This window comes from Candidatus Azobacteroides pseudotrichonymphae genomovar. CFP2 (assembly GCF_000010645.1).
GTDB lineage: Bacteria > Bacteroidota > Bacteroidia > Bacteroidales > Azobacteroidaceae > Azobacteroides > Azobacteroides pseudotrichonymphae.
The window spans coordinates 40,717-55,309 of record NC_011565.1 but is presented as its reverse complement, the minus strand read 5'-3'; the positions used below and the strand labels follow the sequence as shown (position 1 = coordinate 55,309).

At 32.5% G+C, this 14,593-nt stretch carries 13 protein-coding genes; all 13 read right to left on the bottom strand.

Annotated elements, in window-relative coordinates:
• Window positions 1–40: 40 nt before the first annotated feature.
• Complete coding sequence (locus CFPG_RS00230) at window positions 41–2,200, bottom strand: tetratricopeptide repeat protein (RefSeq protein WP_012573067.1); 2,160 nt, start codon at window positions 2,198–2,200, stop codon at window positions 41–43.
• Window positions 2,200–3,273, bottom strand: coding sequence for a recombinase RecA (gene recA, locus CFPG_RS00225; protein WP_012573066.1), 1,074 nt, complete (start codon window positions 3,271–3,273; stop codon window positions 2,200–2,202). Before recA ends, CFPG_RS00230 begins: the two co-directional genes overlap by 1 nt.
• A gap of 41 nt (window positions 3,274–3,314) precedes the next feature.
• Entirely contained in the window at window positions 3,315–4,505 is a 1,191-nt protein-coding gene (gene trpB / locus CFPG_RS00220) for a tryptophan synthase subunit beta (RefSeq protein ID WP_012573065.1), read from the bottom strand.
• A gap of 293 nt (window positions 4,506–4,798) precedes the next feature.
• Complete coding sequence (trmD, locus tag CFPG_RS00215; protein WP_012573064.1) at window positions 4,799–5,467, bottom strand: tRNA (guanosine(37)-N1)-methyltransferase TrmD; 669 nt, start codon at window positions 5,465–5,467, stop codon at window positions 4,799–4,801.
• A gap of 1,169 nt (window positions 5,468–6,636) precedes the next feature.
• Window positions 6,637–7,395, bottom strand: a complete 759-nt coding sequence (gene hisF / locus CFPG_RS00210) for an imidazole glycerol phosphate synthase subunit HisF (RefSeq protein ID WP_012573063.1) — start codon at window positions 7,393–7,395, stop codon at window positions 6,637–6,639.
• Window positions 7,385–8,107 (bottom strand): 1-(5-phosphoribosyl)-5-[(5-phosphoribosylamino)methylideneamino]imidazole-4-carboxamide isomerase, encoded by a 723-nt coding sequence (gene hisA, locus CFPG_RS00205; protein ID WP_012573062.1) that lies wholly within the window; start codon window positions 8,105–8,107, stop codon window positions 7,385–7,387. Before hisA ends, hisF begins: the two co-directional genes overlap by 11 nt.
• Before the next feature lie 43 nt (window positions 8,108–8,150).
• A complete protein-coding gene (gene hisH, locus CFPG_RS00200; RefSeq protein WP_012573061.1) occupies window positions 8,151–8,741 on the bottom strand; it encodes an imidazole glycerol phosphate synthase subunit HisH in 591 nt (196 codons plus the stop codon).
• A 53-nt stretch (window positions 8,742–8,794) separates the two neighbouring features.
• Window positions 8,795–10,339 (bottom strand): ribonuclease Y, encoded by a 1,545-nt coding sequence (rny, locus tag CFPG_RS00195; protein ID WP_012573060.1) that lies wholly within the window; start codon window positions 10,337–10,339, stop codon window positions 8,795–8,797.
• Between the two features lie 106 nt (window positions 10,340–10,445).
• On the bottom strand, window positions 10,446–10,742 hold the full coding sequence (locus tag CFPG_RS00190; protein ID WP_012573059.1) for a cell division protein ZapA: 297 nt from the start codon (window positions 10,740–10,742) through the stop codon (window positions 10,446–10,448).
• Window positions 10,743–10,750: 8 nt separating this feature from the next.
• Window positions 10,751–11,023, bottom strand: coding sequence for a hypothetical protein (locus CFPG_RS00185; protein ID WP_012573058.1), 273 nt, complete (start codon window positions 11,021–11,023; stop codon window positions 10,751–10,753).
• A 78-nt stretch (window positions 11,024–11,101) separates the two neighbouring features.
• Window positions 11,102–12,205, bottom strand: a complete 1,104-nt coding sequence (gene hisB / locus CFPG_RS00180; protein ID WP_012573057.1) for a bifunctional histidinol-phosphatase/imidazoleglycerol-phosphate dehydratase HisB — start codon at window positions 12,203–12,205, stop codon at window positions 11,102–11,104.
• Entirely contained in the window at window positions 12,177–13,238 is a 1,062-nt protein-coding gene (hisC, locus tag CFPG_RS00175) for a histidinol-phosphate transaminase (RefSeq protein WP_265348046.1), read from the bottom strand. The genes hisB and hisC overlap by 29 nt, the downstream gene beginning before the upstream one ends.
• 55 nt (window positions 13,239–13,293) lie before the next feature.
• Complete coding sequence (hisD, locus tag CFPG_RS00170; RefSeq protein ID WP_012573055.1) at window positions 13,294–14,583, bottom strand: histidinol dehydrogenase; 1,290 nt, start codon at window positions 14,581–14,583, stop codon at window positions 13,294–13,296.
• Window positions 14,584–14,593 lie beyond the last annotated feature (10 nt).

Here is a 14,593-nt window from a genome sequence, read left to right as displayed (position 1 = left end):
AAACCAAATCAGGTTATGGTTCCCCTGCTACTAAAAATAGTTATAATAGGTAACAGGTATCTATTATGAGATAGATGTTTTTCTCTTTTATTCCAACTTTGATTAACTGAGGGACATCCTGGGAAAAAATTCTCGCAAATTCTTCATAAGAATAATTCCCTTTTTCGATTGCTAGCTTATATGAGCGAATTGCCTCTTCAATATTTTCTATTGCCAGTTGTGCGTGTCCAGCATTGAGGTAATCTGTCATAGTTGGGTTTTTTTCTATAATTTTATTAAAAAAATTTATTGCCTGTTGGTAACGATTAGTTAAGAGTGAACACCATGCGATATACCTCCATATCCTTTCTTTATTTTCTGTTAGATATTCTACTTTGAAATAATACTTTAAAGCTTGTTCAAATTCTCCTATTTCTAAATAACAATGTCCTATATTTAGTTGGATAGATAAGTTTTCAGGATTTAATTGTTGTGCTTTTTTATAAAAATACAGTGCTTCCTTTGGATTTTTTAATATACGATATAAATATGCCAATTTTTTAATTGTCCACGAATGATTGGCATTTAATAATTCAGCCTTTTGATAAGTATTTAGAGATTCATGGAGTTGTCCCATCATTTGTAAACAATAACCTTTCTTTTGATATAGAACATCATTATTAGGATTAATTTGTAAAAGTTTATCGTAAATGTCTGCTGCTTCTTCAAAGAAGTTTTTATTAAAATAGTATTCTCCAATAGCAGATAAGTTTTGCTCATTCCCAATTAATTGATAGATAATGGGAACTTTGTAGAATTCCGGTTGGATTTCGAAAATATCTTCAAAATTTTGCTTTTGGGGATAAAGTTTATAAAATCGGTATAAATCTTGTACATACTGCTTTGTAAAGTGATTTATTGTTTGAGATATGTTGAAAGAATCTTCTCTCATAGTATTTGTTGTTTCGGAAGCAAATTGTTTAATCATTATTTTGCGAGCATTTTCAGGCATTTGAGAAACACTCAGATAGAAAGAATATTTATCCGAATTGCACAAAAATGTAGATGTCTTTAAAATATTAACCAACCGCATTAACTTTTGATTATCAATGGCCTCACTTGGAGTAGTAAAGGGAATAAACCAATTGCTAATCTCTTTAAAAAAAGGATAATTTTTTAGATGGATAAATGACGAATGCATTACATCCGCACCCTCTATTTGCCATTCAGAGATTTCTTGTAATTTTTCTCCTATATTTGATGTCTCAATCAAATTATGCCATTCAGGGTTTTTATCCTCTATTTCATTCTCATTTAAAGAGCTTGATATTCTAAGTTTATTGCCAACTTTTGTTCCTACTTTTTGTATTATTTCCGGAATCAATTCGTCAGTTATTTTTCGGGTAATTTTTTCTGTTTCTTTACTTGAGATGAACTGAAGAAGAGTGTGGCGAATTTTCCTTATAAATTTTGGATTTTCTGCCAAATTGTTTAGGCGTTCAGTTATTTCTGTGTATAGATGCAGGCGATAATTATATTTCCGAAGAAATAAAACAATGCCCACTAAAGCACGTTCACTGATTCCATTATACTCATTTTGAGCAGCTTCCAGTAATAAAATAGCTTTTTTCTCGTCAAATGTTTCTAAAAGATTGAGGGTAAGAGCAGTAACAATAAGACAAGAAATTGTTTTTTCATAAGACTGATATATAATTTTTGTCCATCTACTTTTCTCTTCTATTGTCCAGTGGTTACTCAACCAAACTTTTCGAAAGATTTTGCAATTTAGATTTTCTTTCTCTAATACTTTTTCTTTTTCATCCTTGTATGGGTTTAATAAGAGATTGTTTTCGGATATGTTTTTTAGTGCATTGATGAGTTCTTCAGATGTTTCAGATACACTAAAATAGTAAGTTCTTCTTTGTTCATAAAATAGAGAATTGTCGTTAGCAGATTTAATTTGCCATAATGCAATGTCTGCTATTTGGTACAGGGAACGTAGTAAAGTCTGATGTATTTTTTCTCTTTCACAGTCTTTAATGTTTTTTGCTAAATAATACAGCATACTCTTGTAAGTATTTTTCAATGAGTTTAACTGCTCTTGTAATTGCCAGTCTTGGACTCTAGAAATTAGCTCTTCAAGTAAATCGAAAGCCGGCTTCAATTTATACTGTTCAATTGATTGAATAATATTATCAAAGCAATTTTGTACTTCTTGCATTATATTACGGGCGGGTATTTAGAATTAGCAATCTTTTCGTTATTTGATTTTGATTTTTCAATAATTTGTATTTCAATTTTTTCCATTAACTCTGGCTTATTCTTTAGGTAGTCTTTAGAGGCTTCACGTCCTTGCCCAAGCTTAACGTCATTATAACTATACCAACTACCACTTTTTTTGATAATTTCCCACTCTGTACCTAGATCTATTAATTCGCCAGTTTTGGAAATACCTTCTTTAAACATAATATCAAACTCAGCTTTACGAAAAGGTGGAGCTACTTTATTTTTTACCACCTTTACTTTTGTTTGATTACCTTTTACTTCATCTCCGTCTTTGATGGCTGAAGCCTTACGAATATCAAGACGAACGGAAGAATAAAATTTTAATGCATTCCCTCCTGTAGTTGTTTCAGGATTACCGAATATTACCCCAATTTTATCGCGTAATTGGTTAATAAAGATACAAGTAGTATTAGTTTTACTAATAGTTGAAGTTAACTTCCGCAATGCTTGAGACATCAGACGAGCCTGTAATCCCATTTTGGATTCTCCCATTTCTCCCTCCAATTCAGCTTTAGGAGTTAATGCGGCAACAGAATCAATAACGATAATATCTATTGCTGAAGAGCGAATCAATTGTTCGCCTATTTCTAGTGCTTGTTCACCAGAATCTGGCTGAGATATCCAAAGATTATTAATATCTACACCTAGTTTTTCTGCATAAAAACGATCAAAAGCATGTTCTGCATCTATAAAAGCTGCAATACCTCCGGTTTTTTGTGCTTCAGCAATGGCATGAATAGCCAAAGTCGTTTTTCCAGATGATTCTGGACCATAAATTTCAATAATTCTACCACGAGGATACCCGCCTACACCTAATGCAATATTTAATGATATAGATCCTGTCGGAATAACTGATATTTCTTCTATTGCATTATCTCCCATTTTCATAATAGAACCTTTGCCAAAATTCTTTTCTATTTTGTCTGTTGCTATTCGTAGAGCTTCTAATCTATCCGCATTAGGTGTTATTTGTCCTTTTATTATTGTATTATCATCTTTGGAATACATGTTTTGTTTAGGGTTAAAAGAAGAAATTGTTTATATATTATCTATTTATAATAAGTCTCCATATCCTTATCACCTCTTCCAGATAGACAAACGACAATAACATCATTTGTTTTGAATTGCTTTTTTTGGAAAATACCCAAAGCATGAGCAGATTCCAATGCTGGGATGATTCCTTCCAAACGTGTTAGTTCCATAGCTGCCGATAGAGCTTCATTATCATCGATGGCTAGTATTTCGCTACGTCCTTGCTTTGCTATATGGGCATGCATAGGACCAATTCCTGGATAATCTAATCCTGCGGAAATAGAATATGGCTCTTCTATTTGGCCATCGCTTGTTTGCATTATTAATGTTTTAGAACCATGTATTATTCCAATTTTGCCCAGGTGAATAGTAGCAGCAGAGTGCCCAGAATGTATTCCTTGACCAGCTGCTTCAGCAAGAATAATCTTTACACGATTGTCATACAGATATTCATAGATTGTACCTGCTGCATTGCTTCCTCCACCGATACATGCAATGAGATAATCAGGGTAGTTACGATTTTCTTTTTCTGGTAATTGTGATTTAATTTCTTTACTTATAATCGATTGAAAACGTGCTACCATATCAGGGTATGGGTGTGGCCCTACTGTTGAACCAATAATATAATGTGTGTCATCAGGATTGGAACACCAATCGCGTATGGCCTCATTAGTTGCATCTTTTAGTGTCATGTTGCCGCTTGTAACCGGTATGACTGTTGCACCTAACATTTCCATTTTCCGTACATTTAGATTTTGTCTATTTATATCAGTTTTGCCCATGTATACAACACACTTCATATCCATCAATGCACATACTGTAGCTGAAGCTACACCGTGCTGGCCTGCTCCTGTCTCTGCTATTATTCGGGTTTTACCCATTTTGCGAGACAATAAAATTTGTCCGAGAGTATTGTTAATTTTATGTGAACCTGTATGGTTGAGATCCTCTCTTTTTATATAAATACGGCACTTGTGTTTATCTGATAATCGTTTTGCAAAATATAGGGGTGAGGGTCGACCTGCATAGTCATGCAAAAGTTTGTAATATTGTTCTATGAATTCTTGACTTTCTATGATGGATTTGTATGCTTTTTGTAATCTATTTATGTTTTCGTGAAGAATTTCAGGAATGAAAGCACCACCAAATTTACCATAGTAGCCCTTCTCATTAACTTGAAAAGTATTATTCGTCAGTTTTTCTTTCATGAAACTTAAATATTGTAACGTTTGGGATTGTACCTATAGCCTTCTCCTATGAGGATCCTTTTTTAAAGGTACGAAAAGAAGTTAAAATAATAATTATACTTTGATCGGATTTAAGGTTTAATAATTTTAAGAGTATAAGAATGGTTATTGAGGATTTACTTTGTGATTGATGGAAAATTGCATAATAGCACTACACTGTTTATGGGAAAATAAGTGAAAGGTTAATTAGGATGTATTTCTTATCTTGTGATAAATCGTATTATATGTTATTTGATTTTAAGAAATAGTAAAAACTATAAATCTGGACGCAGACGTTTGGTTCTATCAATAGATTGTTGTAATTCCCAATCTTTGATTTTGGCTTTATGTCCTGAAAGTAAAATATCGGGAACGATCCAACCTTTATAATTAGAAGGGCGAGTGTAAATGGGTGGAGCTAATAGATTGTCTTGAAAAGAGTCAGAGAGAGCTGATTGTTCGTCATTAATTACACCTGGGATTAATCGAACGATAGTATCACATATTACAACCGCTGCTAGTTCTCCACCGGTTAAAACATAATCGCCGATAGAAATTTCTCGTGTAATTAGATGTTCACGAATACGATAGTCTATGCCCTTATAATGACCGCAAAGAATGATTAAGTTGTAACATATGGAGAGATCATTGGCTATTTGTTGATTGAAAGTTTCACCGTCAGGAGAAGTATAAATTATTTCATCGTAATTTCTTTGTAATTGTAATGAAGAGATGGCACGATCAATAGGTTCGCATTGTAAAACCATACCAGATCCTCCTCCAAAGGGATAATCATCCACTCGGTGATGTTTGTCTGTTGAGTATTCTCTAAGGGAATGAATATATATTTCAACTAATCTTTTTTCCTGGGCCCTTTTTAAAATAGAGTGTTTGAAGGGACTTTCTATAATTTTAGGTAATACACTAATAATATCTATTCGCATAATGGCATCAAATTTATGAAGACTTTCCTTTTTTTTATAGAAATAGAAAAATTTATGATAAATAGTGATATTAAAATGTAACGAAAGTAAAAATCAAGGCTTTTATTGACTAAAAAATAATATTAAATGAAGCTTTAAGCGAATTTATGTATGAACAGTTATTAAATTTTGAAAAAAGTAAAATGAGAGCAAATACACCTGTGGGAACCTAAGAGCTAGGTTACAAAAATGTCTTGGGAATAGTAGTACCTTAAAAGGTATATCCCTTATAGAAATGTTCTTAATATGTCTATTTTTCAGAGAAATGGAAGTTTGATCGTTGCTAATGAGTCAAAACGATATGGGATGAATTTATAAAATTGAAGGAGAGGCATATTTGAGAGGTTATCGTAAAATAACATTATATAATGTTGTGTCATGAAATATTTGAAAATTTAATTTTTTGATATTCTATCAATCCAATACTGAAATAATTTCGAATATTTTACAGCGAGTGTAGGCTTCCATTAAGGAAAAGATCAATCACTAAGTCAATATTCGATGATATTTTGGAAATAAAAAAGAACATTAGCGATACACTTTTGTAGATTATTTTTTACTCAAAGATTTCAGAAGGGAAATAACAATTTGATGTATGCAAATACATGTCAATCGTTTTTCAAAAAGTTTTTTTAGGTGTTTACATATTTTTAGAAGTATGAAATTGGTGGTGCTATATAAGTATCGCAGAATTGGGAACAATTTAGGCTTAAGAGGGAGGTGTTCAACATACAATACTTAGAGGTATTTCTCTCCTTTCTTTTATTTTTTTTTAGTAAAAGCTTACTATATTTAAGGTAATACCAGTGGTAATGCTGGTGTTTAGATTGGGATAGAAGATGATATTTGGAAGAAAGTTAGGAGGATCTAAATTAGAAAATGAAATAAACTAGATGGATAGAGATAAGATAGAAAATGAATTTGGTGAATTTGTTTTCTAGTATTGTCAATGCTGCTCGGATTTGCGAAAAAAATCTAGACAATATTCTGGATTGTACTAATTGAAAATTTATTTTTGCTCCAATTATGTGGAACAAAAAACCCAAAAGCAGAATAAGAATTGAATGAAATATTGTAGTTAGAAGCGAAAGAATTATATAAATAGATTTTTATAATTCTTATTACTATTGCTAATTTCTTATGGAAATGCCTTTCCTCCAGAGGTAGTTTTTTAGTACTTTAATATTCATTTCTCCAAAATGAAAGACACTTGCAGCAAGAGCAGCATCGGCCTTTCCAATGATAAAAGCATCTCGAAAATGTTCTTGTTTACCAGCTCCGCCAGAGGCAATAATGGGAATATGTAATGAGCCTGTGAGAGCAGAAAGAACTTCATTGGCATAACCATTTTTTACTCCATCATGTGTAATACTGGTGAATAGTATTTCACCTGCACCGCGACTTTCTACTTCATTAGCCCATTTAAATAAATATTGGTTTGTGGGAATACGTCCGCCATTTAGGTAACAAAGCCATTGTCCATCGGCTTCAAGTTTGGCATCAATAGCCACCACACACACTTGACTGCCAAAATTTTTTGCAATGTCTTCAATTAAAGATGGATTACGTAAAGCGGCAGAGTTTACTGATATTTTGTCAGCACCAGCATTTAGCAACCTGTCTACATCTTGCATTTCATTAATGCCTCCACCTACAGTAAAAGGGATATTAATATTTGCTGCTACCTTTTTTACTAATTCAATAAAGGTTTTACGTTCTTCATGTGAAGCAATGATGTCCAAATAAACTAATTCGTCAGCACCTTGTTTACTATATTGCCTTCCTAATTCAACAGCATCACCTGCATCACGAAAATTAATAAAATTAATTCCTTTGACAGTTTTCCCATCCTTTACATCAAGACAAGGAATAATTCTTTTAGCAAGCATATTTTTTTAGTTCTTTCAATTGTATTTTGCTTTCGTAGATAGCTTTTCCAATAATTACGCCAGATAATCCAGCTTCTTGTAACATGTCTATGTCATAGATACAACTTACTCCTCCACTAGCTATTAAATATATGCTTGTATCTTCTTTTTTAATGGTTTTATACAGCTCTGTGCTTGTGCCTTTTAGCATTCCATCTTTGCTTATATCTGTACAGATAACTTTTGTAATGCCATATTTACGCCATTTTTTAATAAATGGGAGTATTTCTTCATTAGTTTCTTCCGTCCAACCATTTACTGCAATTTTATTATTTCTGCAATCAGCTCCTAGTAGGATACAGTTTGCTCCAAATTTATTGATCCAGTTTTTAAAAATTTTCGGATTTTTTACAGCAATGCTACCTCCTGTGACCATTTTTGCTCCACTATTGAAAGCAATTTTCAAGTCGGAATCTGATTTTAATCCTCCACTAAAATCAATAATAAGAGATGTATGAGAAGCTATTCTTTCAAGTATTTTATAATTAACTATAAAATTAGCTTTTGCACCATCTAGATCTACTAAGTGAAGCCGGCGAATTCCATAGTCTTCAAATTTTTTAGCTACTTCCAAAGGATCTTGATTGTAAATTTTTTTTTGTTTATAATCGCCCTGTGTTAAGCGAACAGCTTTGCCTTCTATAATATCGATAGCGAGAATGATTTCTATCATAATTTTGTACAATTAAAGTAAAAAGTAAGCAAATGAGGATTTTTTATAAAGAAAGGAAATTACTTAATATTTTTTCGCCAACCTTTCCACTTTTTTCTGGATGAAACTGGGTTGCATAAAAGTTGTCTTTTTGCAAAGACGCACTGAAAGGCTGTATGTAATTTGTTATTGCAATTGTATATTTACTTGCAGGGACATAAAAACTATGCACAAAATAAACGAATGATTCTTCTTTAATTCCTTCGTATAGGTAATTTTTAAGATTTGTGAGTGTATTCCACCCCATATGTGGGATTTTGTCTTCGTGTTTTTCAGGCTGAAATTTCAATACTGGAGTATCGAAAATGCCTAAGCAATTTACATTTCCTTCTTCAGAGCAACGACACATTAGTTGCATGCCGATGCAAATACCTAAAACAGGTTGCTTTAGTTCTTTTATTAATTCGTTCAAACGATGTCTTTTCAGATATTGCATGGTCTTAACTGCCTCTCCTTGTCCGGGAAAAACTATTTTATCAGCCTTTTGCAATAATTCTTTTTCAGCGGTAATAATTGGTTCAACTCCCAGACGTTTGAGTGCATAATGGATTGAATAAATATTACCTGCATTGTATTTTACAATTGCAACATTCATAATTTTAAAGAGGATAACAAAAAATAATTCTTTTCTTAATGTATTATACATTATTATTTGGCAAATGCTACAGCTCTAGTTTCTCGTATGACTGTGATTTTTACTTGTCCTGGATAAGTTATCTCATCTTGTATTTTACGTGCTATTTCATTAGATAATTTTTCAGTTTCGACGTCGTTAATTTGGTCTGCTCCTACAATGACTCGTAATTCTCTGCCAGCTTGAATAGCATAAGTTTTGACTACACCAGGGTAAGAAAGTGCTAGTTGTTCCAAATCATTTAACCTTTTAATGTAGGATTCTATAATTTCTCTTCTTGCTCCTGGTCTTGAACCGGAAATTGCATCACAAACTTGAACAATTGGAGCTAATAAAGTTTCCATTTCTATTTCATCATGATGGGCACCAATTGCATTGCATATATCAGATTTTTCTTTGTATTTCTCGGCGAGTTTCATGCCTAGTAAAGCATGTGGAAGCTCGGGTTCGTCGTCTGGAACTTTGCCAATGTCGTGTAGCAATCCTGCTCTTTTAGCCCTCTTAGGGTTTAACTTTAGTTCTGACGCCATAATTGCGCATAGATTGGCTGTCTCACGGGAGTGTTGCAATAGATTTTGTCCATAGGAAGAGCGATATTTCATACGACCTATCATACGAATCAATTCAGGATGTAATCCGTGAATACCTAAATCAATAGTTGTACGTTTGCCAATTTCTATTATTTCGTCCTCTACTTGCTTACGCATTTTTTCTACTGTCTCTTCTATACGCGCTGGATGAATACGTCCATCTTGGATTAAGTGATGTAATGCTAAGCGAGCAACTTCTCGCCTCACTGGGTCGAACCCAGTGAGAACGATTGCTTCAGGTGTATCGTCTACAATAATTTCTACACCTGTAGATGCTTCTAATGTACGTATATTTCGTCCTTCGCGACCTATGATTCTCCCCTTTATTTCATCCGAATCAATTTGGAAAACAGTAACTGAATTTTCAATAGCAGTCTCTGTTGCTATTCGTTGTATGGATTGAATAACAATCTTTTTAGCTTCTTTATTCGCTGTCATTTTAGCTTCCTCTATTGTTTCATTGATGTAAGCGGCAGCAGCAGTTTTTGCTTCTTCTTTTAAAGATTGTGCTAAACGTTCTCTGACTTCTTCTGCGGATAGTCCAGAAAGAGATTCCAATCGTTCTATCTCCATCCTATGGATTTTATCCATTTCTTGTTTTTTCTTTCCTATAATTTCTAATTGACTGGCCAGATTTTCACGAATAACTTCTAGTTCATTATTTTTCTTGTAAAGTTCTTCTTGTTTTTTTTTAACAATTGATTCCCTTTGTTTCAAATCAACTTCATGCAGTTGGAGTTTAGCATTGCGTTCGTTTACTTGACGCTCTATATTAGCTTTCATAGAACTAAATTTCTCTTTCATTTCTAAAATCTCAATTTTTTTAGCTGACTCCAATTCCTTTTTTGCTTCATTAAATATTTTTTTATTTCTTATCTCACATATTGAATTAATTTTCCACCATGCAGAATATCCTCCCATTACAAGGAACACTGCTGCTATTGATATAAATATTATTGTTGATGTCATATATTCAAATATTTGTCTAAACTTTTTTATTAAAAACACCAACTCGCTTTTAAGATGAATCAAAACTTAAACAGATAATTGGTGCGAAAAATGCTTTAAAAAAAAATCATTCAGGAATCTTCATGTATTCCTCCAATTCTTTATTTAGTTGCTCAATTTTATTAAAAATTGGCGATTTATCCTGTTGATTCTTATTATTCAAAACTTCTAAAGCAAAGTGAAAACCTATCAGAGTGAGCAAATCAACTTTTTCTAAAGAAGTGTAACGAGAACTATAGGTTAAAAACTTTTCGGTAAGATTTGCCGCTGCTTTTCTTATATCTTCTTCTTCAGAACGTTTACAAGTGTAAGGATAATATTTGTCGAGTAACTTTAATTGTATTTTGAAAAAATCCTCTTCCACAAGCTATTTTATGTGTTTAACAGTGCAATACATTTATCAACTTTTTTTATCAATTGTGCCAATTTGTTTTTAGCACCTTCAAAATCATCCTGTTTTACAGAAATAATTCGTGCCATTTTAAGATTATCATACTTGTTCCTCCATGTTTTGTTTTCTTGTTCTAATTTCTCACATAACTCTTGCAAAGTTTTTTTCTGAACTTTCAATTCATCGCAGAGAAACATTAATCGGCGTAAATGACTTTCAAAAACAGATAGTAGTTCACTTTCCTCTTTTGTCATGAGAAGAAATTCTGAGTGCAAAGATAAGAAATGAATAATAATTTTTCAAAAATAAGGAGATAAAATACTGGCAGAATTTTATAATATGCCTTTTGTACTTGGTAATTCATAATTGAAAATGTCACGTCGTATAGCCATTTTGATAGCACGAGCAAAAGATTTGAATATTCCTTCTATTTTATGATGTTCATTTTGTCCTTTTGCTTTGATAATCAAGTTTATTTTAGCTGCATCACTCAGAGATTTGAAAAAATGGGGAAACATTTCTGTTGGCATATCTCCTATTTTTTCTCTATGGAATTCTGTTTCCCATACAAACCAAGCACGGCCTCCAAAATCTACGGCAGCCAAACATAAACAATCATCCATTGGCAAGCAAAAACCATATCTTTCTATTCCTCGTTTATCGGTTAAGACTTGAGATAAAGCACTTCCCAAAGCAATACCTGTATCTTCTATTGTATGATGTTCATCCACATTTAGATCACCTTTCATTTTCACAATCAGATCTATGCCAGAATGTTTACCAATTTGTGCCAGTAGATGGTTAAAAAAACCAAGTCCTGTAGAAATATCAGTTTTACCTTTCCCGTCTATGTTGATTTCCACATGAATGTTTGTTTCTTTAGTTGTTCGTTGAACAATAGCTTTTCTTTCTCCAACAACCAGAAATTCGCTGATTTTGTCCCAATTAATTGTTATTAGAGCAGTATTTGGAATGAAATTTGTTTTGGGACTTAACAAAATAGCTTTACATCCTAAGTTTTTAGCTAATTCTATATCTGTTAAGCGATCACCAATAACATATGAACTTCTTAGATCATAGTCATCGGAGAAGTATTGGGTGAGCATTGCTGTATTGGGCTTGCGAGTTGATAAATTATCTTGCGGAAAAGATTTATCAATAAAAATATTATCAAAAAAAATTCCTTCATTTTGAAAAATATTCAACATTTTCTTTTGAACTATATCAAAATTGTTTTGTGGATAGATCGGTGTTCCTAAACCATCTTGGTTAGTGACCATTACAAGTTCAAAATTTAAATGTTTGCGAATAAAGTATAAATTACGAATCACGCCTGGAAGAAATTCTAATTCTTCCAAATTATTTACTTGGAAAGTTATAGGTGGCTCTATAATTAGAGTCCCATCTCTATCTATAAATAAAACTCTTTTTTTCATTTGATTTTTTTAATGCTTCGATTAACTTTCTGTTTTCATTCTCAGTACCCACCGTAATTCGTAGACAATTGTTGCATAGTGAAATGGAATTACGGTTACGAACGATAATACCTTTTTGTATTAATTCGTTATATGTATTAGTGGCATTTTTTACTTTTACTAAAAGAAAATTGGTATCGGAATGATAAACTTTTTCAACAATATTATTTAATGTTTGCAATGTTTTGGTAAGTAATTGTCGTTGTGACAAAATCATTTTTACCCATTCGTTTTTTTTATTTTCTTTATTTAAGCACTTACTGATGAAATTTTGAGTGAAAAAATTAATATTATAGGGATACTTTATCTTATTGAAAAAATTAATAATCTTTTTGGAAGCAAAAGCTAATCCACAACGAGCAGAAGCCATTCCCCATGCTTTTGAAAAAGTTTGTAAAACAATCAGATTTGGATATTTATCCAGATTGACTAACCAAGAAGCGTGGTTGGAAAAGTCAATATATGCTTCATCTATAACTACAATTCCCTGAAAAAAAGAAATAACTTTCATTATTTCCAATTTATTTAACAAATTTCCACTTGGATTATTGGGTGAGCAAAGGAAGATCACTTTTGTGTATTTGTCAGTTGCATTTAAAAGTCTCTCAGCATTTAACTGATAATTTTCGTCTAACAAAACTTTTTTGTATTCTATGTGATTAATATTTGCGGCAACTTGATACATTCCATAAGTAGGATCAATAGAGACCACATTATTTTGTTGAGGTTCACAAAAAATGCGGAAGACTAAATCTATGGGTTCATCGCTACCATTACCTATCATAATTTGACAAGGCTGTATCTTTTTAAGCTTTGCTATTTTTTCTTTGAGGGATCGTTGTAAAGGGTCAGGATAGCGGTTGTATGGTCGGTTATATGGATTTTCGTTAGCATCCAAATAGACAGAAGCCTCTCCATTGAATTCACTCCTTGCACAAGAATATGGGATAAGATTAAGAATGTTCTTTCTAATTAAAGATTCTAGTTCCATAATTTATATAGCAAAAGGTATATTATATTTTTTTGATGGATAATATTTAAAAAATTAATTAAATATTATCGATAGTTAATTTTCTGAAAGTTACTGCATTTTTATGTGCTTGCAATTGTTCGTTTTCTGCCATGATTTCTATTGTAGGGGCTGATTGTTTTATTCCTTCTTTAGTGATTTCTTGAAAGGTTATTTTTTTTGTAAAACTATCAAGATTAACTCCACTATAAGATTTGGCATAACTGTTGGTTGGAAGAGTATGATTAGTGCCAGAAACATAATCTCCTGCACTTTCGGGAGTATAGTGTCCTAAAAATACAGAGCCAGCATTGATAATTTGTTCCGCCAGATCTTTATAATTACTAGTTTCAATGATTAAATGTTCTGGAGCATATTGATTAGTTAATTCTATAATTTCTTGCTGATTTTGGAGAATAATAATTTTGCTGTTTAGTAATGCTTTTTGGGCTATTGTTTTGCGAGGAAGTGTTTGTAGTTGTTGGGTAAGTTCCCAAAGAACTTGTTTTGCAAATTTTTCAGAGAGAGTTAACAAAATAGCCTGACTGTCTACACCGTGTTCTGCTTGCGATAGTAGATCAGCAGCGACAAAAATAGGATTGGCTGTTTCATCTGCAATAACTTCTATTTCAGAAGGACCTGCTGGCATGTCAATAGCAATTCCATTGAGAGAAACTAATTGCTTGGCAGCGGTTACATACTGATTACCTGGTCCTAATATTTTATAAACTTGAGGAATAGAGTGTGTCCCATAAGCCATTGCACCGATTGCTTGAATGCCTCCTATTTTAAATATTCTATCCACTTTTGTTTCTTTTGCTGCAAAAAGAATTGCAGGGTGAATATTCCCATCGGAATTGGGTGGAGTACAAAGAATAATTTCTTTGCAACAAGCTATTTTTGCTGGGATAGCTAACATTAAAACAGTAGAAAAAAGTGGAGCTGTTCCGCCAGGAACATATAAACCCACTTTTTCAATAGGAGTTACCTTTTGCCAACAAACTATGCCTGCAGATGTTTCTATTTTTGGCAGAAGAATTTTTTGTGCAGAATGAAATTTTTCTATATTCTTTTTTGAAGTAAGAATAGCTCGTCTGAGTTGGTCAGGAATTGACTGTTCGGCGAGATTTTTTTCTTCCACTGAAACTTCTAATTTATCAAGTTGTACATTATCAAATTTTAGTTCATATTCTTTTATTGCTTTATCTCCTCGTTGTTTTATATCGTTCAAAATATCTTGTACAACTTTGAATAATTGAGTATTATCGGTTAAGGGACGGTGGATGATTCTATCCCATTGTTTTTTATGAGGGTGTTTTAATATTTTCATCGATGATAGA